Source organism: Serratia sp. M24T3 (assembly GCF_000257645.1).
Lineage (GTDB): Bacteria > Pseudomonadota > Gammaproteobacteria > Enterobacterales > Enterobacteriaceae > Rouxiella.
This window is the reverse complement of the sequence record NZ_AJHJ01000028.1, coordinates 30,272-50,769: the sequence shown is the minus strand read 5'-3', so window position 1 is coordinate 50,769 and position 20,498 is coordinate 30,272. Positions and strand designations below refer to the sequence as shown.

Annotated in this window: 16 protein-coding genes; 5 read left to right on the top strand and 11 right to left on the bottom strand. The window is 49.1% G+C overall.

Going from position 1 to position 20,498, the window contains the following annotated elements; all coding sequences use genetic code 11:
* Positions 1 to 87 precede the first annotated feature (87 nt).
* From SPM24T3_RS18115 to betI, 5 genes are all read right to left on the bottom strand, one after another.
* Positions 88 to 1,683 carry an ABC-F family ATPase gene (locus SPM24T3_RS18115; protein ID WP_009638249.1) on the bottom strand — a complete coding sequence of 532 codons (1,596 nt, stop codon included), beginning with the start codon at positions 1,681 to 1,683 and terminating at the stop codon, positions 88 to 90.
* 328 nt (positions 1,684 to 2,011) lie between these two features.
* Complete coding sequence (locus SPM24T3_RS18110) at positions 2,012 to 2,884, bottom strand: nucleoside-specific channel-forming protein Tsx (protein WP_009638248.1); 873 nt, start codon at positions 2,882 to 2,884, stop codon at positions 2,012 to 2,014.
* Between the two features lie 362 nt (positions 2,885 to 3,246).
* The gene (betA, locus tag SPM24T3_RS18105; protein WP_009638247.1) at positions 3,247 to 4,944 is read right to left on the bottom strand and encodes a choline dehydrogenase; all 1,698 of its coding nucleotides are present in this window, start codon (positions 4,942 to 4,944) and stop codon (positions 3,247 to 3,249) included.
* Between the two features lie 25 nt (positions 4,945 to 4,969).
* The gene (gene betB, locus SPM24T3_RS18100) at positions 4,970 to 6,442 is read right to left on the bottom strand and encodes a betaine-aldehyde dehydrogenase (RefSeq protein WP_009638246.1); all 1,473 of its coding nucleotides are present in this window, start codon (positions 6,440 to 6,442) and stop codon (positions 4,970 to 4,972) included.
* Positions 6,443 to 6,490: 48 nt separating this feature from the next.
* Positions 6,491 to 7,084: a transcriptional regulator BetI gene (betI, locus tag SPM24T3_RS18095; protein ID WP_009638245.1), complete on the bottom strand. Its 594-nt coding sequence runs from the start codon at positions 7,082 to 7,084 to the stop codon at positions 6,491 to 6,493.
* A 406-nt stretch (positions 7,085 to 7,490) separates the two neighbouring features.
* Here betI and SPM24T3_RS18090 point away from each other — a divergent pair, with 406 nt between their 5' ends.
* Positions 7,491 to 9,527 carry a choline transporter gene (locus SPM24T3_RS18090; protein WP_009638244.1) on the top strand — a complete coding sequence of 679 codons (2,037 nt, stop codon included), beginning with the start codon at positions 7,491 to 7,493 and terminating at the stop codon, positions 9,525 to 9,527.
* A 377-nt stretch (positions 9,528 to 9,904) separates the two neighbouring features.
* Here SPM24T3_RS18090 and SPM24T3_RS18085 read toward each other — a convergent pair whose 3' ends face one another.
* The 5 genes from SPM24T3_RS18085 to SPM24T3_RS18065 all read right to left on the bottom strand — a co-directional run bounded on the left by SPM24T3_RS18085 (position 9,905) and on the right by SPM24T3_RS18065 (position 16,050).
* On the bottom strand, positions 9,905 to 10,714 hold the full coding sequence (locus tag SPM24T3_RS18085; protein WP_009638243.1) for a cycle-inhibiting factor: 810 nt from the start codon (positions 10,712 to 10,714) through the stop codon (positions 9,905 to 9,907).
* Positions 10,715 to 10,971: 257 nt separating this feature from the next.
* Positions 10,972 to 12,063 carry an endonuclease/exonuclease/phosphatase family protein gene (locus SPM24T3_RS18080; protein ID WP_009638242.1) on the bottom strand — a complete coding sequence of 364 codons (1,092 nt, stop codon included), beginning with the start codon at positions 12,061 to 12,063 and terminating at the stop codon, positions 10,972 to 10,974.
* 9 nt (positions 12,064 to 12,072) lie between these two features.
* Positions 12,073 to 13,743: a kdo(2)-lipid A phosphoethanolamine 7''-transferase gene (gene eptB, locus SPM24T3_RS18075; RefSeq protein WP_009638241.1), complete on the bottom strand. Its 1,671-nt coding sequence runs from the start codon at positions 13,741 to 13,743 to the stop codon at positions 12,073 to 12,075.
* A 236-nt stretch (positions 13,744 to 13,979) separates the two neighbouring features.
* Entirely contained in the window at positions 13,980 to 15,380 is a 1,401-nt protein-coding gene (locus SPM24T3_RS18070) for a heavy metal sensor histidine kinase (RefSeq protein WP_009638240.1), read from the bottom strand.
* The gene (locus SPM24T3_RS18065) at positions 15,373 to 16,050 is read right to left on the bottom strand and encodes a heavy metal response regulator transcription factor (protein ID WP_009638239.1); all 678 of its coding nucleotides are present in this window, start codon (positions 16,048 to 16,050) and stop codon (positions 15,373 to 15,375) included. The genes SPM24T3_RS18070 and SPM24T3_RS18065 overlap by 8 nt, the downstream gene beginning before the upstream one ends.
* 242 nt (positions 16,051 to 16,292) lie before the next feature.
* Here SPM24T3_RS18065 and SPM24T3_RS18060 point away from each other — a divergent pair, with 242 nt between their 5' ends.
* From SPM24T3_RS18060 to SPM24T3_RS18050, 3 genes are all read left to right on the top strand, one after another.
* Positions 16,293 to 16,913 (top strand): hypothetical protein, encoded by a 621-nt coding sequence (locus tag SPM24T3_RS18060; RefSeq protein WP_009638238.1) that lies wholly within the window; start codon positions 16,293 to 16,295, stop codon positions 16,911 to 16,913.
* Positions 16,914 to 17,023: 110 nt separating this feature from the next.
* Positions 17,024 to 17,650: a cytochrome b/b6 domain-containing protein gene (locus SPM24T3_RS18055; RefSeq protein WP_009638237.1), complete on the top strand. Its 627-nt coding sequence runs from the start codon at positions 17,024 to 17,026 to the stop codon at positions 17,648 to 17,650.
* A complete protein-coding gene (locus SPM24T3_RS18050; protein WP_009638236.1) occupies positions 17,643 to 18,407 on the top strand; it encodes a molybdopterin-dependent oxidoreductase in 765 nt (254 codons plus the stop codon). Before SPM24T3_RS18055 ends, SPM24T3_RS18050 begins: the two co-directional genes overlap by 8 nt.
* Before the next feature lie 130 nt (positions 18,408 to 18,537).
* Here SPM24T3_RS18050 and ompX read toward each other — a convergent pair whose 3' ends face one another.
* Positions 18,538 to 19,071: an outer membrane protein OmpX gene (gene ompX, locus SPM24T3_RS18045; protein ID WP_009638235.1), complete on the bottom strand. Its 534-nt coding sequence runs from the start codon at positions 19,069 to 19,071 to the stop codon at positions 18,538 to 18,540.
* Between the two features lie 463 nt (positions 19,072 to 19,534).
* Between ompX and rhtA the strand changes: the two genes are divergently transcribed.
* Positions 19,535 to 20,398, top strand: a complete 864-nt coding sequence (gene rhtA, locus SPM24T3_RS18040; protein ID WP_255346527.1) for a threonine/homoserine exporter RhtA — start codon at positions 19,535 to 19,537, stop codon at positions 20,396 to 20,398.
* The last annotated feature ends 100 nt before the right edge of the window (positions 20,399 to 20,498 follow it).

Sequence of the window (20,498 nt, the reverse complement as noted above, 5' to 3'; positions counted from 1 at the left end):
ATTTCAAAAAACTAGCATTTGATAATTTCAGAAAACTAGCATTTGATAATTTCAAAAAACTAGCTTTCCAGAATCAGCTTAAAACGCTTAGCTATTGATGCCCTGGCTGCGCAGGTAATCTTCGTAATTACCGGTGAAATCAGTGATTTTGTTCGGCGTGATCTCGATGATTCGGCTCGCCAAAGAACTCACGAACTCACGGTCGTGGGAAACGAAGATCAGGGTGCCTTCATACATTTCCAGCGCCATGTTCAGCGATTCGATGGATTCCATATCCAGGTGGTTGGTAGGTTCATCCATTATCAGAATGTTTGGACACTGCATCATCAGTTTACCAAAGAGCATACGGCCCTTTTCGCCACCAGAAAGCACTTTAACTTTTTTCTTGATGTCGTCCTGACCAAACAGCAAACGCCCCAGAACACCGCGCACGGCCTGCTCGTCGTCTTTTTCCGATTTCCACTGGCTCATCCAGTCGAATACGTTCATCGTTTCGTCGAACTCGTACTCGTGATCCTGCGCGTAGTAGCCAATCTTGCAGTTTTCAGACCATTTTACGGTACCGGCATCGGGCAGCGAATCGCCTACCAGCGTTTTCAGCATGGTGGTTTTACCGACGCCGTTTGCACCCAGAATCGCCACTTTTTCACCCACTTCCAGCATCAGGCTGAAGCCTTTGAACAGCGGGCCGTTGTCGAAACCTTTAGTAATCTTGTCCACTTCCAGCGCATTACGGAACAGTTTTTTATCCTGCTCGAAACGCATATAAGGATTCTGACGGCTTGAAGCCTTGACTTCATCCAGCTGGATTTTATCAATTTTCTTGGCGCGTGAAGTTGCCTGCTTGGATTTGGAGGCGTTGGCGCTGAAACGGCTAACGAAAGATTGCAGCTCGGCGATCTGAGCTTTTTTCTTGGCGTTATTAGCATTCAGAAGATCACGAGCCTGCGTTGCCGCCGTCATGTATTCGTCATAGTTGCCTGGGTAAACGCGCAGTTCGCCGTAATCCAGGTCAGCCATGTGAGTACAGACCATGTTCAGGAAGTGACGGTCATGCGAAATAATGATCATGGTGCTGTTACGCTCGTTCAGCACCTGCTCGAGCCAGCGAATAGTATCGATGTCGAGGTTGTTGGTTGGTTCGTCGAGCAGCAGGATCTCTGGATCGGAGAACAGCGCCTGCGCCAACAATACGCGCAGTTTGAAGCCGGGAGCAATTTCGCTCATCGGGCCGTAATGCTGCTCAACCGGGATACCAACACCCAGCAGAAGCTCACCAGCACGGGATTCAGCGCTGTAGCCGTCCATTTCACCGTAAGCAACTTCAAGGTCAGCGACTTTGTAGCCGTCTTCTTCGCTCATGTCGGCCATTGCGTAGATGCTGTCGCGCTCTTCTTTTACAGCCCACAGCTCTGCGTGGCCCATAATAACGGTATCAAGCACGCTATATTTTTCGAAGGCGAACTGATCCTGACGCAGCTTACCCAAACGTTCGTTGGGATCAAGCACGACGTTACCGCCCGATGGCACTAAATCGCCACCGAGGATTTTCATAAAGGTCGATTTACCGCAGCCGTTCGCGCCGATCAAACCATAACGGTTTCCGCCGCCAAACTTGACGTTAATATTTTCAAATAGCGGCTTGCTGCCGAATTGCATGGTGATGTTGTAAGTACTTAGCACAGAGCTCGCTCTTAAGTTTAATTGGATTCAATATAATCTATAGCTTTCATGATGCAGGAAGGCGGCAACTCAACGAATCCCCACGAGCTTACCAAGGTAAGTGACTAGCGTGAAAGAAAGCAGCCAACGCATCTGCAACTTGAAAGATAAAGAGTATAAGTGTGATTTGGCGCGCATTATGCCATAAACCGGCCAAGAGATCGTGCGAAGTTTTGGTGAATTATTGCGCTATCCAACGAGACAGCGCAATAGAAAGGCAGAGGCCCAGGCTGACAGGCTATGCAACCGAGGTTTATAAAGCCTTAAGGAAGCCGCTTAATACAAAGTATCAGAAGCTATAACCGATCACTGCGTAGTAGCCAAAACCGGTTGATTTGACGGTGAAATCGCCGTCACCGAAGTTCAACTGGGTGCCATCGGCCCACTGTCCGCCGTTGTGGAAGTAACGCGCCACCAGCGAATAATGCCAGTGCGCATAGTTAAGTGCCAAAATGTGGCTGGATGCAATCGAATGGTTGGTTCTTGCCGTGTTGTCGTTATCCGCAAGATGTGAGCCCCAGTCGAAGTTGGTAAAGCCGATATAGCTGACTTTCCCGCCCCACATTTCACCTAACGGCAAGAAGTATTTCACTTTGAAGCGGTAACCGTCCCATTTGTTTTCATTGGCAGCACCATAGTTTTGCCATTGATATTTTTTATAAATATTCAGAGACAGGTTTAACGGCGTGTGAGTATCGATGTCGGTACCCAGGCCCATGTACCAAGTATTCTGGCGGTTGGCGTTGTTAGGACCCTGATCGTAAATATAGTTGTTGGCGAAATACCACTGCTTGATCGGGCCGATGCTCAGATCTTTGCCGGTCAGTTTATCGATAGAGAAACGCGGTTCGATCTCGGTAAATACTGGAGAACCTACTTTTCTGTCCCAGATGCCGTTGTCGTTGCCGTTACCTACACCGAAGAATTTTGGCACATCGACATAACCGTAGAAGTCGAACCAGTCTTTATGCGCAAAGGCTTCGTACTCAAGATATAAGTCATTGTTTTCATGTGGTCCAAAACGCGTGTGGTAGCTGCCAACCACGTTAACGCTTTGATGCCACCAGTCGGAAACGTATTGATCCTTGAGATCGTCAGCAAGCGTTTGCGCACTGTACGAAGAAAGGAGAAGTGCACCTGCCAGTAAAATTTTAGTTTTCATGGGTTACCAGAAGCAAAAGGAAAGCAACTCCCTGGCGTGGGGAGATATTTGTGTATAAAAACGACCCTGCTAACAAGCCGACACATTCCGGAAATCGCACGTTCAAATAAACGTCACATCGGAAAATTCTGTATACGGCGTAATTGTTGTCTCTTAATTATCGACTCGGTCAACATTTGTCAATTTCAGTTTCATTTTCATACACACTTTATGTGATCGATGTCACATAAATTTCACGTTCTTATGCTTTTGCTTTCTATGCTTATGCTTTTGGCTCCTCCAGTGAGAAGGCAAAAAAAGGGGATAATCCGAAGATTATCCCCTTTAATCACGTCTTAACTGCCTAGAGCGTAAATTTATACTTAAACAGTTTTACTGTTACTCGCCTTCAGCGGCTCGCCGCGCACGGGAGCGCCGTTGGCCTGATAATACTCGGTGGTGCTGCGTGGCAGCGGCTGGCGACCACGAATAACATCAGCAATTTTCTCGGCAATCATGATGGTAGTCGCGTTCAGGTTGCCAGTAATGATTTGCGGCATAATTGAAGCATCAACTACGCGAAGATTCTGCAAGCCGTGAACGCGCCCTTGCCCGTCAACCACGGCCATCTCGTCGCTGCCCATTTTACAGCTACAGGATGGATGGAACGCGGTTTCAGCATGTTCGCGAATAAACGCATCCAGCTGTTCGTCGGTCTGCACCTCGATACCTGGACTGATTTCGCGGCCACGATAAGGGTCCAGCGCCGGCTGAGCCATGATTTCACGGGTAATGCGGATAGCATCACGGAACTCATGCCAGTCCTGTTCGCTAGACATGTAGTTGAACAGAATACTCGGATGCTGGCGTGGATCTTTCGATTTTACCTGCACGCGACCGCGGCTTGGCGAACGCATAGAACCCACGTGCGCCTGGAAGCCGTGTTCTTTTACACCATTACTGCCGTTGTAATTAATCGCTACCGGCAGGAAATGATACTGAATGTTCGGCCAGGTAAACTCTTCGCGGCTGCGGATAAAACCACCGGCCTCAAACTGGTTGCTTGCACCAACGCCAGTGCCATTAAACAACCATTCGGCACCAATTTTCGGCTGATTAAACCATTGCAACGCCGGATAAAGCGAAACCGGCTGAGTACAGCTGTACTGCAAATACATCTCCAGATGGTCCTGCAAATTTTCGCCCACGCCCGGCAAATCGTGCACTACAGGAATATCCAACGAATTCAACAATGCTGCTGGACCCACGCCCGAGCGTTGCAGAATCTGTGGAGAAGCGATCGCTCCACCACACAGCAGAACCTCGCGTTTTGCCTGAGCTTCAATCAGCTTGATATCGTCGCCTTTCATATAGTTGACGCCCACGGCTTTCTTGCCATCAAACAGAATGCGGTCGGTGGTGGCGTGAGTGACGATAGTCAGATTGGCGCGCGGTTTAGCCTGATCCAGATAACCACGAGCGGTACTCGCACGGCGACCTTTTGGCGTCACGGTGCGGTCCATCGGGCCAAATCCTTCCTGCTGATAACCATTGAGGTCGTCAGTTCGCGGATAACCCGCCTGAACGCCTGCTTCAATCATCGCGTGGAACAGCGGATTGTTGCCGGCTTTCGGCGTGGTGACGCTAACCGGGCCGTTATCGCCGTGGAAATCATTACCGCCAATATCACGGGTTTCTGCCTTGCGGAAATAAGGCAGGCAGTCGAGATAGCTCCAGTTTTCAAGCCCCGGCGCGGTGGCCCAATTGTCGAAATCCATCGCGTTGCCACGGATGTAGCACATGCCGTTGATCAATGAAGAGCCGCCCAGACCTTTACCACGGCCACACTCCATGCGGCGGTTGTCCATATGTGGCTCGGGATCGGTTTCATAGGCCCAATTATAGCGACGCCCCTGCAATGGAAATGCCAATGCAGCAGGCATCTGGGTACGGAAATCGGCACGGTAATCCGGACCGCCCGCTTCGAGCAACAGCACGCCGACGCTGCTGTCTTCGGTGAGTCGGGTCGCTAAAACGTTGCCGGCAGAACCCGCACCAATAATGATGTAATCGTAATCCATAAAAATCTCCTCTAGCAGTCGGCGGTTAAAACACCGAACTAAATTCGCCCAGCTCAACCTGCACGGATTTGATTTGTGTGTAATGTTCAAGCGTGCTGACGCCGTTTTCACGACCGACGCCTGAATGCTTGTAGCCGCCAACCGGCATTTCTGCCGCCGATTCGCCCCAGGTATTGATCCAGCAAATACCGGCTTCAAGCTGATGAATAACGCGATGCGCCGTGTTGAGGTCACGAGTGACCAGACCGGCGGCCAGACCATAATCGGTATCATTGGCGCGGCGAATCACTTCGTCTTCGCTTTCGTAAGTCAGGATGCTCATCACCGGTCCGAAAATCTCTTCGCGGACGATTTCCATCTCATCGCGGCAGTCAGTAAACACCGTCGGCGCGACAAAAGCGCCTTTGCCGTATTCGCCGCTGGTTACGCGTTCGCCGCCAATCAGCAGACGTGCGCCTTCACGTTTGCCGCTATCGATAAAGCGCAGCACGGTTTCCATGTGGGCAAAGCTCACCAGAGGCCCAAAGTTCACGGCTTCATCGGTCGGCTGACCCAGCTTGATGCGCTTGACACGCTCAAGAATTTTGGCTTCGAATTCGCCCTGCCGTGTTTTCGGTACAAAAACGCGGGTGCCGTTGGTACACACCTGTCCAGAGCTGTAAAAGTTAGCCATCATCGCGATGTCGGCGGCCTTGTCTAAATCGGCATCCGGGAAAATGATGAGGGGTGATTTACCCCCCAACTCCATGGTTACTTCTTTCAGCGTGGACGCCGAGGCGCTGGCCATGACTTTCTTGCCGGTCACGACGCCACCCGTGAAGGAAATTTTGGCAATACCGGGATGCTCGGTCAGATATTGACCAATTTCAGCACCCTTGCCGGTCAACACGCTGAACACGCCATCTGGCACACCGGCTGCGGTGTAAATTTCAGCCAGTTTCAATGCGGTTAACGAGGTGACTTCACTTGGCTTGAAGATCATTGCGTTACCTGCAGCCAGCGCTGGCGCGGATTTCCACAGTGCGATTTGTATCGGATAGTTCCACGCACCAATGCCTGCAACGACGCCCAGCGGTTCGCGACGAGTGTAAACAAACGCGCTGTCACGCAGTGGGATCTGCTGACCTTCAATCGCCGGGATCAGACCCGCGTAATACTCCAGCACGTCGGCACCGGTCACAATATCTACGGCGGTGGTTTCAGACAGCGGCTTACCGGTATCCAGCGTTTCAATTTGCGCCAGTTCGTCGTTACGATCACGCAGGATATCCACGGCCTTGCGCAGGATGCGGGAACGTTGCATCGCGGTCATCGCGGCCCAGATTTTTTGCCCCTTCTGCGCAGCCACAACCGCACGGTCGAGATCTTCGCGGGTTGCCGAAGCTACCTCGGCCAGAGTTTCACCGTTGGCCGGATTAATGGCCGGAAAAGTTTCACCGCCGGTGCTGTCCTGATAGCGACCGTCGATATAAAGTTTTTGCATGCCAAAGCGGGACATAAATTCTCCTGTATGAAAGCAAGCAACTTGTGCAGGCTTTTCAATGTTCTAACGGGCGGCAGTCTGCGCCAGCGATTCGATATAACGATGCGTAATTAATAACGCCTCCTGGCGATCGAATGCTTCGTGACTCAGCGCGCTGCGCAACCACAAACCATCAATCAGACCTGCCAGGCCTTTCGCTGCCAGACGCGCCTCGTGATGAGGTAAAAAACGTCGAAATTCGACGCAAAGATTCGAGTAGAGCCTTCTGCTATTCACCTGCTGTAAACGATACAGCTGCGGGTGATGCATGCTCGTGGCCCAAAACGCCAGCCAGGTTTTCATCGCCGGATCGTTGGTTTGCCCTTCGTCAAAGTTGGCTTGGGCAATCGCCCGCAGCCGCGCAGTCGGCGAATCATCGTTTAAGGTAGCAAGCCTTTGCTTGACGCTGTCGCCAAGGTGACTGAGCAAATAACGCATCGTCGCCTCAAGCAGGCCATTTTTGTCACGAAAATAGTGACTGATAATGCCGTTCGATACGCCCGCCCGACGAGCAATCTGGGCAATCGAGGCATCGTGCATGCCAACTTCATTCACGGCGGCCAGCGTCGCGTCAATCAACTGCTGTCTCCGAATCGGCTGCATTCCAACTTTAGGCATGGACTCCACTCCTGAAAAAGGCGTTTCGAAACGGCCATTTTGCGGGCTGTTTCAATGTTAATGAACGCCGTAACTGCCCCTATTAAACTTTTTTTTGATTGAACGTTCAATAAAAAATGCATATATTTTATTACCGGTTGGTAACCAGTTTGGGCAAAAAAGTGCTTAAAAAAGTTATCAATTTATTGAAAAACAATAAGTTTAAGGAATTATTTCCCTAAGCTTACTTTTTGGTAGTGATTGGAATTTATAGCCAGTGTACTCAGCGGATCTCCTGTCAGGACAAATATTTTGCCGATGCAAAAGCAGTCCTCGGTGTTCTTGATATGCGCTAAGGCGCGCTGCTTTTGCGTCCAATTACTCACCTGTTTTTTGTTTTTTTTACTTCTGATAAAACGGGAAAACGATGGCTTCTATTGAACTTTCGGATAAACCTAAAGACTCGCTAAACAAGGTGGTGTTTTTTACCTCGGCAGGATTGATTCTGGCCTTTACGCTGATGACCATTTTCTTTACCGATATCTCTGGAAAAGCAATTGGCGTGGCGCTGGAATGGGTATCGGCCACTTTCGGCTGGTATTACATGCTCGCCGCCACGTTATACATTGTATTTGTGGTGTTTATCGCCGCCTCGCGCTTTGGCTCGATCAAACTCGGGCCAGAACAGTCGAAACCTGAATTCTCGATGATGAGCTGGGCATCGATGCTGTTTGCCGCCGGTATCGGCATCGACCTGATGTTCTTTTCAGTGGCCGAACCCGTGACGCAATATATGCTGCCGCCCGAAGGTCAGGGGCAGAACATTGCTGCGGCCAGGCAGGCGATGGTTTGGACACTGTTCCACTACGGCCTCACCGGCTGGTCGATGTACGCCTTGATGGGCATTGCATTGGGTTATTTCAGCTACCGCTATAACCTGCCGTTGACTATCCGCTCCGCGCTGTATCCGATTTTTGGCAAGAAGATCTATGGTCCTATCGGTCACAGCGTAGATATTGCGGCAGTAGTCGGCACCATCTTTGGCATCGCAACCACCTTGGGTATTGGGGTGGTGCAGCTTAACTACGGCCTGAAAGTCTTGTTCCATATTCCAGAAAGTCTGGGGGTACAGGCGGCGTTGATTCTGCTGTCGGTGATTATGGCTACGGTTTCGGTGACCTCTGGCGTGAACAAAGGCATCCGCATCCTTTCGGAGCTGAACGTCCTGTTGGCGCTGGGTCTGATCCTGTTCCTGCTGTTCTTCGGCAATACTGAATTTCTGCTCAATGCTCTGGTGCTGAATATTGGCGACTACATAAATCGCTTTATGGGCATGACACTAAACACCTTTGCGTTTGATCGACCAACGCAGTGGATGAACAGCTGGACTCTGTTCTTCTGGGCCTGGTGGGTTGCCTGGTCGCCGTTTGTCGGGCTGTTTCTGGCGCGTATTTCTCGTGGCAGAACCATCCGTCAGTTCGTATTGGGTACGCTGATTATTCCATTTGTGTTCACGCTATTCTGGCTGTCAATTTTCGGCAACAGCGCGCTTTACCAGATCCTGCACGGTAATCTGGCATTCGCCAATGAAGTGATTGCTCACCCTGAGCGCGGCGTTTACAGCCTGCTTGCACAATACCCAGGCTTCACTCTTAGCGCCTCGGTGGCAACTATTACCGGCTTGCTGTTCTATGTCACTTCAGCGGATTCGGGTTCACTGGTGCTGGGTAATTTCACCTCCAAGCTGGTCGACATCAATAATGATGCGCCAAACTGGCTGCGCATTTTCTGGTCGGTGACCATCGGGGTTCTGACTTTGGGGATGCTGATGACCGACGGTGTTTCGGCATTGCAGAACACCACGGTGATCATGGGCCTGCCGTTTAGTTTTGTGATCTTCTTTGTGATGGCCGGGCTGTACAAGTCGCTGCGCCTTGAGGATTTCCGCCGCGCCAGTACGCAGCAGAACTATGCACCCGCCACACCGTCAACCGGAGATGCGGCGCTGAACTGGAAGCAGCGTCTGTCACGAGTGATGAATTTCCCTGGCACCACGCACACGCAGAAAATGCTCGATATTGTCTGTCGCCCGGCAATGCAGGAAGTCGCAAATGAGCTTGAACTGCGCGGCGCCAAGGTTGAATTCTCTGAGGCGCAGGCGCTGGAAGATGAAAAGCTCAATCATCTGGAGTTATTGGTCAAGCTGGGCGAGGAGCAGAACTTTATCTATCAGATTTGGCCACAGCGCTATGCCGTGCCGGGCTTTACTTATCGTGCTCGCTCGGGGAAATCGCACTATTACCGTTTGGAAACCTTCCTGCTCGAAGGGACACAGGGTAACGATCTTATGGACTTTACCAAGCATCAGGTGATCAACGATATCCTCGACCAGTACGAGCGACACCTGAACTTCCTGCATATTAATCGGGAAGCCCCGGGGAATACTCTGACGTTTCCCGAGTAGCGACTCGGGGGCGCTTTAAAGAGGGTTTGTGCGGCGCACGGGCTGGTGTGCTGCGGATAGCTTTAGGCGCAGCTCACAGCTTTTATAAGGTCAATAAGCACCGTGGCGTTTTTCCGGTTCACTAAATTTAATGGGGGAGTATCTGGAAGGGGGTTCTACGCCGGAACCCCAGATTTTTCCGCTCCCCCAGTTTCAGCCCGGCAACCAGTGCATCAGGGTCAATAATTTCATTGCTGCTCTCGAAGGTACAATGCCCTTTAAACAAACTGTGCTGACATCGACAGACGAGCCTGAAATATAGCAGGCCCTGAAAAGATAAGCTTTTACATCGAAATATTATCACTTGCCAAATTGCAATCTCTTGAAAGTTATTGATTTTAACCTTGCATAGATAATAATGTTAAATTTTTATTAAAAACAAAATCATCATATTGTCGAACATGGAATATCACGTCTTTTTCCTCTTTTAGCTGCGTCATGTCTATCTTTTCCGAGTCATTATTAATTTCCAGCATGCTAGCGACATCTTTCTTCCACTGACTGGAATTGGTTTTCAACGAATCTTTATGGAGATACCTTTTTATGAGTGCTATGGATACAGGGTCTTTGCTGCGGGTTTTCATCCAATCAGCAATGCTCAATGCAGGTAGCGAACCACCCAGATTAGATTGATATATGTAGCCCACATCGCTCCCGGCTGGTTTGTCTATCAAGAACATATGACCCAGACGTGCATCATTGACCAATACAACATAGCTTTTATCCTCAGTCATTTTCTCCAGCGCATCAGTATTCGAAGGATCTTTTTTTATCGTATCGACGGGGTTAACAGAGTGGTCATTTTCAACCATAAGTTTGAAGATATTTTGAGCTGAGAGGCCACACACAGGATCGGTTAAAACAAAGGGGTCTATTGTGGTTATCTCTATATAACTTTCAAGTCCGCCAAAAGCCTCAATAACTCCACTTAGTATGTTAATCATTTCAGCGTGATTTCTAGAGTTTATATGCTTTTCCCACTCGTCATTCCATAATAACCGATTACCTACTTTAGACTGGTGTAGGGCAAGAATTTTATCTATTCTTGTATGCCTGTCACTGGTATAAGAAGGACTGGCCGTTGATATGGCATCTGCTTTTTGTTTTTTTTGTGGATGCGCCATTTTATTATTTTCGTATGCTTGCATGTTTGTCTCCTCTATACATTCTTTAGTCTTATATATTGCAAAACACGCCAGCCATTTTTTAATTGGTTAACGAATAGCCTCAAGGCATATCAATCTGCAATTTTAAAACTGCTTCCTGCTCGCCCTTTCCCAGCATAGTCATTTACTGGTTTTACACTAGGCGGATGTATTCCACTGACAGAGAGTTGAAGTTAAGCCATGCGCAGCACAAAAAAGTTGCCTTTAGATTCCAAATCTAAAACCGCACTCTGTTCGGTTTAACAGAATTCAGCTTGATGGACATCCCGGCTTTTAATCCCCGCGTTTTCCATTTTTTCACGAGCTTCCTCGATGTCGCCCTGCTCTATCTCAAGCTTTTGCTGCGTCTTTCCTTCCAGCGGATTTAGCGCTAGCTCCACCATGATCGGGAAGTGATCCGAACCCATCGGCTCAAGGCGTTTCAGGTCGATTAGAGTGAATTCTTTACTGTGAAAAACGTGATCCAGCGGCCAGCGGAGCACCGGATAACTGGCGTGGAAAGTGTTAAACATCCCTCGGCCACGGCGCGGGTCCAGCAGCCCACTGATTTTCATAAATAAACGTGTAGTGCGCGACCAGGCCACATCGTTAAGATCGCCAGTAACAATAGTGGGATACGTTGCCCGCGCCGCCGTATGGCCGACCGCAATCAGCTCGCCATCGCGGTTGGTGGATTCGTCATCTTCCGTAGGGCTTGGCGGCATCGGATGCAAGCAATGCATCACAATTTCCTCGCCTCCCTGCAAACGCACTCGAAAATGCATCGAAGGGATCCCCTCTGCTACCAGATACTGAATTTTCGACTCAATCAGCGGCAAGCGCGAATAAACGTGCATACCATAGAGATTTTCCAGCGGACATTTGAGAGTGTATGAATAATTCGCCTCCAGCGGAGACATTTGCTGTTCCCACCACAAATTGGTTTCCAGCAGCACCACAATATCCGGCTGATTTTCTTCAATAATCTTCAGTAACTTTGCCGTATTACGATTAGTCATCAACACATTGCAGTTGATGAGTTTGATACGAGAATGCGTGGTGTGCGGTGTCTTTTTGACCTGAATGTTTGCCAGCCCTGTGTACGGGAAAATCCACCAGCTTTGATAAAGAGTACAGCCAAGCGCCAACAGCACGATAATCCACGCCAGAGGCCCACCGCCGGGCAGGAAACACAGCTCCAGAATTAAAAAAATCACCGATAACACCGCCATTTGCAGGCGCGGAAAATCCCAAACTCTGACCCACCAACGCTGGTTACGCGATAGAGGCAATAGGGTTAATAACGTCATAATCAGCGTGAGAATCGCTACCACAAGACGCGCATTATCCATTTATTCTTCTCAATTTGATCCCGTTGTTTGCACATGACACCAATTATGCTGATCCACCACGCCGCCATCAGGTGAGGAATAGCCTATACAACCTAATATACTGTCGAAAAGTTTCTCATGATAGGCCGGTGTTTTATTCTTCGCCATCAGTTGTAACTGTGCAAACCCCTGACGATTCTGATCGTTAGCCAAAAACTTGTCTGAAGCCCATACCATGATCGGCACTTCTCTCTGCTCGATAGGCGCACGATCGCGTGGTGTTCCGTGGAAATGCATGTTTTTCGATACGGATTCCCCGTGGTCAGCAGCATAAAATACGACAGCATTTTTATCGCGTAGTTGATTCAACACCTGCTCGAGGAAATAGTCGGTATAAAGCAGCGAGTTGTCATAAGAATTGATCATCGCTTGCGTAGAACAGGAATTATCTATCCCCATACACTCCGGCTGGTAACGGGCAAAACTGCGCGGATATCGTTCAGAATAAAGATAGTGCGAGCCTTTGGTATGCAGAATGATGAGATGCTTGCCATCAGGATGATTGGCGATAGAGTCTTTCATCTCATTAATTAGCAACATATCGTCAACGGGTTTACCGGTATTGCGCTTTTCGGAACCAATAGTTTCCCGTAAAGAGTAAGAATCAGCATTGGTTTTGTTGTAAAACCAGGCCTCGCTTTGCATGGAATAGAGGTCTGAGCTGAATCCTTGTTTTTTAAGTAACGAGAAAACGTTCATCTCTTTCAAAGTGCGTTCCGGATTATCCTGAGTCCCTCCCATTCGTACAAACATACAACGCAGGGAAAGCTTGGTTGCTGTATCACACGAATAACCTTGCAGCGCGGCCAGATTTTTTTCTTTATCGAGGTTGGGAGTATTGTCCCGCGCATAACCATACAGACCCATGTGGTCGCGCCGGGCACTTTCACCAATGACAAATACGACATACAAATCTTTAACGTCTTTGGGCGGAACATAGGTGAAATGTTTTGCCGGATCGAACAGATTTTTCGTGTCTTCAGATTGGCTGTAAGCGCTATAGGCGAAAAGTCCCAGTGCAGAAAGCCAGTTGGATGGCGAATAGGTTGCAGCAACCACCCCGCCATAACTCGCCATCATGCGATTATCGAGGCGATCATGAGCCTCTTGCTTGTGCTCCATCCACTTCAATGGCATTAAACAAGCCAGACCACTAACAAGCAGCAGTCCTCCTTTTAACAGTAGTTTTTGCCAGGTAGTCTCACGCAAGGCAGAACCGGGCATTTTGCCGCCCCACAGTACAATAAGCGGGATTAGACTGCCGATAAGGGTCCAGAGGAAAAAGTGAGTGCCTACCGACTCTTTCGAAAGGTCTATAGAGTCAAAGGCCAGCGCTGATGCGAGAATGCCGTAGCCAATATCGACATTAAAAACAATCATATAGTAGCCAGCGGCGAGCGAGCCGACCACGACAAAACTCATTAATATCCGATAGAAAGTTTTGCCGGTTAAGGACACTAGCGTGGTAATGAAGTAAACCAGAGCAAATGCGGCAATCATCTCCACCATTAGTGCCTGGGTATTGGCGTAATGGACTTGATGAAAACGACGGTAGAAAATAGGTAGGTTAAGTATTATTCCCAGGTATAACGCAATAAAAAGTGAAATCTTCTGTTGTATTAGTGCTTTTAATTTATACATCAATCAGTAATGACTCTTTTAAGGATTTGATAGCGAATACCACTCGCTCATTCCGAAGTCATTGCCCAGAGAGCACAAAAAGACAACGGATTACTCTATCAGACCCTAGGATTACAGAATCATTCTGCTTCTGTTCATGACTAAAACAAAATTATGTTACGAATTTTACCAAAAACCTATATATCAATGAGATAAATAAGCACAAAAAAACAATTATTTTGTATGTTTTAACTAAATTAGTTTTGCTGACGCGGAAACGAAAGAGTAAAACGCGTTTTACCGCCGGCCAGTGAACTAACCTGAACGCTACCATGATGCAGCGCCATAATAGCCTGAACGATAGATAATCCCAGCCCGTTTGAACTTCCGCCTTCGCTGCGAGAAGGGTCGGCGCGATAGAAACGGTCAAACAGTTTATCAAGCTTGTCGGCTGGAATGGCTGGGCCGGCGTTGTCGACATTTACCAGACTACTGTCCGGCTGATGATCCACCGAAACCTGTACCTCACTGTTTTCATTACCGTAATTGATGGCGTTGGCAACCAGATTACTCAAGGCACGCTGGAAAAGCAGCGCATCGGCAAACACCACGCCCTCGCCCTGGCAGTGCAACCGAATCCCCCGCTCCTCGGCCAGACCTTCAAAATAGTCGACCACGCGCAGCGTTTCATTCGCCATCGATAATGGCGTGATAGTCAGCACTGAGCGAGCATGGGAAGCGCGCGCAAGAAACAGAATATTTTCCACCATCCGTGAAATGCGCTCCAGCTCACCCATATTATTAGCCAGCAGCGTTTCGTATTCTTCGGTGCTACGAGTCTGATAAAGCGCAACCTGGCAATGTCCCATCAATGCGCCGACCGGCGTGCGGATCTCGTGGGCCAAATCGGCAGAAAACTGGTTAAGCCGCTGATAACCCTCCGCCAGTCTGTCCAGCATCTCGTTGAATGAGTGAATAAGCTGCTGTAATTCCAGCGGTGCTCCTTCTTCGCTCAATCGGGTAGATAAACTGGTCGGGTGAATTTCGGCAGCTTCCTGCGCCATTTTCTGCAACGGCCGCAGCCCGCGACGGATAACGATATAGCCCAGCCCGGCAATCAGCACATAGGCCAACAGCACCGAGGCAATAATTTCCCAGCGAAAAGCCACCAGCATCCGAGTTTCCCCAGCCATGTAATGCCCTGCCAGAATCTCCACAGTTTGGCCATTTCTCATCCGCACGTCGGCTGCGGCATAGCGCACCGGTATATCATCCATAGCCAAAATATGATGAACACTTTGTAAAGTGAGATTCTGGCCATCAGCGACAGCAGCGACCTCAGGCAACACGATATGACCGGGATTAACATTGATGATCGGTGACTGCCCCACCAGTTTAAAGCGCAAAATATCCTGCTCGTTGCCAAGCATGTTTTCGAATAATCCAGGATTTCGCGTCAGCTGCGTCAAAGGAAAGCTGTTACCCAGCAGTTGACGGAAATACTGCACACGACCCGCAACCTGATAGTCGGCACGGCGCACCATCTCTTTTTCCATCGCGTAATAGAGATAAAAACCTACGCTGCTGACCACCAGAGCGGCTATCAAGGCAAACAGCAAGGTTGAACGCAGGGTTAGTGAAAAAGTCGGTTTACTCATAATCACGTACTTCGCAGACATAGCCGATACCGCGAACGGTATGGATCAATTTCACATCATAAGGACGGTCAATTTTACCGCGCAGGCGTTTCACCGCCACATCAACCACGTTGGTGTCGCTATCAAAGTTCATATCCCAAACCTGTGAAGCAATCATGGTGCGCGACAGCACTTCGCCCTCGCGGCGCATTAATAAATGAAGCAGCATAAATTCTTTGTTTGTTAATGGGATAACCGTTTCCTGACGCGTCACTTTACGCCTCAGGACATCAAGATGCAGGTCAGCCAGCGAATAAGTGTCGGACTCACGCACCGTACCGCGTCGCAGCAGGGTACGCACGCGAAGCATCAGCTCGGTGAATGAAAAAGGCTTCACCAGATAATCGTCAGCGCCCAGCTCAAGGCCGTGGATCCTATCCTGCACTTCATCGCGAGCAGTGAGAAACAGCACCGGTACAGCGCTTTTCTTGCGCAACACTTCCATCACCTGCCAGCCGTTTAGCCCAGGCAGCATCACGTCGAGGATAATCGCGTCATAGCCCTCTTCCAGCGCCATAAACAATCCGTCGGCACCGTTTCGCGCCAAATCTACGCGATAGCCCGCCTCACTCAGCCCCTTTTTCAGGTAATCGCCAGTGCTGACGTCGTCTTCGATAACCAGTATCCGCATTAGTGCCTCTGTTCACTGCTATTCTTAATAAAGTCTATCAGTTCTGTCAGAAACCTTTGATGACAATATTGTCATCAACTTGTCATCAGCAGGTCCCTGTTTGTCGTTCACTCTTACTATTATTAGTAAACAGAGTTAAACCAAGTAGCTGTTTTTCTTGGGTGATGCATTACCTGCTCTTTCCTCGATGGAACGAGCTTTGACTTCCTGTCAGTTTCTCATACGAAAATTTGGAGAGTAATATGATTAAGTCCTCACGCCTTGCCGGTCTGCTTTTATCTTCGCTGCTGATGACCAGCGGTGCTTTCGCAGCAGATGCCAGCAACGTTATCAAACCTACTCGTGGCACTATCGACTCAGTGACGCCAACGTCTCTGGTTCTGACCACCCGCTCTGGCGACAAGCTGGACGTTAAATTGACTGACCAGACTAAAATCACTCAGGTTACCGAAGGCAAACTCACTGATATCAAGGCAGACAGCTTTATCGGTACTGCGGCAGTTCCTCAAGCCAACGGCACGCTGAAAGCGCTGGAAGTTCACGTTTTCGCACCAAGCCTGCGCGGCAGCGGTGAAGGCTTTAACCCGTTTGAATCTGCCGATGGCAAAATCAACACCATGACTAACGGCACCGTCGGCAAGCTGGTTAACAGCAATGGCCGCACCCTGACCGTTAAATATCAGAACGGCGAAAAAACGGTAATCGTTCCAGACAATGTTCCAGTAGTTCTGCTGGCGCCGGGCGATCGTAGCCTGCTGAAAGCGGGTGCTCACATCGTTCTGTTCCCGGTTAAAGATGCGCAGGGCGCACTGGCAGCTCGCGGTATTGCAGCCGGTAAAGATGGCGTAACCCCACCGATGTAATTTGGCTTTTGCCATTGATAAATAGTTATGATTAACAGCTTCGGTCCGCCTCCCTCACGTGTCTGCGTTTCAGGGCGGATCGAAGCTGACCTCCCTCCAAGGACACTCTGATGCGTAAAAAAAGAATCCATCCCTGGCCGGTGAGAGTTTGTCATTGGGTCAATCTGCTGGTGATGATTGGCATGGTGATGAGCGGTTGGGGTATTTATAACGCCGACCCCATTTTCAGTTTTACTTTCCCGCAAAGCGCCACGCTGGGCGGCTGGCTGGGTGGCAACATTGGTTGGCATCTGGCGGTGATGTGGGTATTGGCAGCCAATGGGCTGTTTTATGTGCTCTGGGGCCTGTTTAGCGGTCACTTTAAACAACGATTTTTTCCGTTTACACCCTCCTCCGTATGGCATGATTTTGTCGGCGCTTTACGCCTGCGTTTGTCGCATAAATCAAACCAATACAATGCGGTGCAAAAGCTGATGTATGTTGGCGTCCTGCTATTGGGGCTGTTGCTGGTGTTTTCTGGGCTGTCAATCTGGAAACCGGTGCAGTTCAGCGGACTCGTTTATCTGATGGGTGGCTTTACCATTGCCCGGTACGTTCATTTTTTTGCGATGAGCGGCATTATGCTGTTCGTTATTGTTCACGTTGTCATGGTGTTACTGGTGCCTAAAACCTTGCCTGCCATGATTACCGGCGGCAAAACCGTGGCAAATAAACCAGGAGACAGCGCCGATGACTGATGAAAAAAAGCGTCCAAAAATCATCCTCGAGCCGGATCAACGCAAACAGTTGGTTAATATTCAACGCCGTCTGATGATTAAATCCGGCCTGACTCTTGGCGCAGTTTCCATGCTTACCGGCTGTAACATGCAAGACGGCGATGAAGTCGATAAAGTGTTATGGGCCATGTCGCGCTGGAATGATCGGGTTCAGGGATGGCTGTTCAGCGGGCAAAAGCTGGCACAAACTTATTCAGCAGACCAAATTACCAAACCGTTTCGCTTCAATGCTTATTATCCCGAATATAACGTTCCGGAAATCGATATTCCCAACTATCGGCTGGAAGTCTCGGGCAATGTGCAAAAGAAGGCGCCATGGACGCTGGAGCAGCTGCAGCGCTTACCGCAAAGCAGTCAGATCACTCGACTTATCTGTATTGAAGGATGGAGCGCAATTGGGCAGTGGAGCGGCGTGCCGCTGAAAACTTTTCTGGAAAACATCGGCGCCGACCTGAACTGCAAATATGTCGGTTTCAAATGTGACGACCGCTACTATTCCAGCATCGATATGGCCACGGCTTTGCATCCACAAACCATATTGGCGCTCGATTTTGGCGGTAAACCGCTGCCACCGGACTTTGGCTATCCTTTGCGCCTGAGAATGCCCACCAAGCTTGGTTTTAAGAATGCCAAACACATCGGAGCGATTTTTGTCACAGATAATTATCCGGGTGGATATTGGGAAGATCAGGGTTATAACTGGTATAGCGGGATTTAAAAGGCGGTTTCAAGACTGTCCAGAACAGAAATCATAGAACGCCAGAATAGAAAAACCGCCCCTAAAGGCGGTTTTTTTCGAAGCTGGATGGTCGGTATTATTATAACTTAAGACCATCAAGTTTCGGCAATTAGAAGCGGTAACCAACACCAGCGATCCAAGTACCAATGTCAACGTTTTTAACACGGCTCTGCTCGTAAGAGAAGTCCAGTGCAACGTTTTCGATTGGGTTGAACTGCAGACCAGCGCCGTAAGCTACGCCACCGTCAGTGTGACGATTTTTTTCACGGTCGATAGAAGAAGCATTACCAACCTGTTCGAATTTACCAACACCCATACCCACTAAGCCATAAGCACTGACCCAGTCATTGATACGGTAAGATGGACCTACGGTTACGCCGTAGTACTCACCTTTCTGGTAGTCATTCTCAACAGGTGAATGTGATTTGTTAAGATAGGTCAGGGAGCCAACAACGCCCCATGGGGTGCTTTCGAACTCGTAGCGGTATTTCAAGTTGAAACCTTTCGCTTTGTTCACAACACCTTGCGCATCACCCTGTGCATAACCTACAGAAACAGTGCTGGTGTTATCAACCGCAAACGCAGTTGAAGTGCTTAAAGCTACTACGCAAGCTAATGCGGAAAGACATGCAATTTTTTTCATAACCACCTCAAAAAAGGGAACCAAATTAACCTTCACCATTAAAATATAACAAAAAGTTCCGTGAAACTCTGCCTCGAATAAGATGTCCAATGCATCAAATGGTGTAACAGATAGTTTCCAACACCACTTAACTTGTTATAATTTAACGACTTTATTGACTAAAAATTATAAGACAAACTTATTGAACTTTTTCATATTAGCAGATAATTCTTAATTATTTGGATAAATATTCACCACTTACTGAGTAAAATTGTCCGAGTTTGGCCTTAGTCACCAATTTTTTTTACAATCTGCCCACACTAATACTCCAAAGATTTTGTCTTGCCAGTACAATGACGGCGTTGATTTGCTCTCTTTACCATGTATGGACACAGAATCTTTGAAAAATAATTCTTTAGAAAACCAGACAGGTTCTTCAGCGCTTGAAGATACTGCGCTCAGTTCTGTAAAAGTTCACCATCCGCTGATTGCCGTCGCGATGATCCTCATAGCCATGCTCTCTTTACAGGGAGGAGCCGCTTTGGCGAAGTCTTTATTCCCTCTGGTTGGTTCTCAGGGAGTGACGGCGCTGCGCCTCGGCATGGGATCAATTATTCTATTGGCTTACTTCAAACCCTGGCGCCTGCAGATGCGCGGCGGCAATATTCGCTCGCTGCTTATTTACGGGCTGGCGCTGGGTTGTATGAATTATACCTTCTATTTGGCAATTCGCACGGTGCCGTTGGGAATCGCAGTGGGTTTGGAATTTACCGGGCCGCTAGCGGTGGCGATGTTCTCCTCGCGCAAGCCCGTTGATTTTGTCTGGGTGCTGCTGGCGGTAGTCGGATTATGGTTCCTGCTGCCAATTGGACACAGCGTTTCAGGCATTGATCTAACCGGGGCCTGCTTTGCGTTGATAGCGGGCGCTTGCTGGGCGGTTTATATTCTGGCGGGTCAACGTGCTGGCAGCAGCTATGGTCCTGGAACGGCCGCCCTGGGTTCAACCATTGGCGCATTGATATTCTGCCCCATAGGTATCATGCAGGCGCACAGTGGGCTGTTTAGCCTCGAAATTCTGCCTATCGGTCTGGGTATCGCCCTGCTCAGCTCCGCCCTGCCATACTCGCTGGAGATGATGGCGCTGACTCGGCTACCGGCCAAGACCTTTGGCACGTTAATGAGCATGGAACCCGCGATGGCGGCATTTTCCGGCATTTTGTTTCTTGACGAAATTCTAACCCCGACACAATGGCTGGCGCTGGTCGCCATTATCGCGGCTTCGGCGGGTTCTACGCTGACCGTGCAGAAGAAGAACAAAATTCGTGCTATTAAAGTTGATCCGCAGTAAAGCTTTGCGTCACTAAGATAATGAAATCATGAGATTGCAAAAAAGATCGAAAATAGTTCATTTATTTTGATCTTTTTTGCATCCAAAACGCAGGGTTGAT

Bases quoted from the DNA above. Each gene is read 5' to 3' on its own strand.
- SPM24T3_RS18085 (WP_009638243.1), bottom strand. From the start codon at position 10,714: ATGCAAGCATACGAAAATAATAAAATGGCGCATCCACAAAAAAAACAA.
- SPM24T3_RS18065 (WP_009638239.1), bottom strand. From the start codon at position 16,050: ATGCGGATACTGGTTATCGAAGACGACGTCAGCACTGGCGATTACCTG.
- SPM24T3_RS18050 (WP_009638236.1), top strand. From the start codon at position 17,643: ATGACTGATGAAAAAAAGCGTCCAAAAATCATCCTCGAGCCGGATCAA.
- SPM24T3_RS18090 (WP_009638244.1), top strand. From the start codon at position 7,491: ATGGCTTCTATTGAACTTTCGGATAAACCTAAAGACTCGCTAAACAAG.
- SPM24T3_RS18070 (WP_009638240.1), bottom strand. From the start codon at position 15,380: ATGAGTAAACCGACTTTTTCACTAACCCTGCGTTCAACCTTGCTGTTT.
- SPM24T3_RS18060 (WP_009638238.1), top strand. From the start codon at position 16,293: ATGATTAAGTCCTCACGCCTTGCCGGTCTGCTTTTATCTTCGCTGCTG.
- betA (WP_009638247.1), bottom strand. From the start codon at position 4,944: ATGGATTACGATTACATCATTATTGGTGCGGGTTCTGCCGGCAACGTT.
- SPM24T3_RS18055 (WP_009638237.1), top strand. From the start codon at position 17,024: ATGCGTAAAAAAAGAATCCATCCCTGGCCGGTGAGAGTTTGTCATTGG.
- SPM24T3_RS18110 (WP_009638248.1), bottom strand. From the start codon at position 2,884: ATGAAAACTAAAATTTTACTGGCAGGTGCACTTCTCCTTTCTTCGTAC.
- betB (WP_009638246.1), bottom strand. From the start codon at position 6,442: ATGTCCCGCTTTGGCATGCAAAAACTTTATATCGACGGTCGCTATCAG.
- eptB (WP_009638241.1), bottom strand. From the start codon at position 13,743: ATGTATAAATTAAAAGCACTAATACAACAGAAGATTTCACTTTTTATT.
- ompX (WP_009638235.1), bottom strand. From the start codon at position 19,071: ATGAAAAAAATTGCATGTCTTTCCGCATTAGCTTGCGTAGTAGCTTTA.
- SPM24T3_RS18080 (WP_009638242.1), bottom strand. From the start codon at position 12,063: ATGGATAATGCGCGTCTTGTGGTAGCGATTCTCACGCTGATTATGACG.
- betI (WP_009638245.1), bottom strand. From the start codon at position 7,084: ATGCCTAAAGTTGGAATGCAGCCGATTCGGAGACAGCAGTTGATTGAC.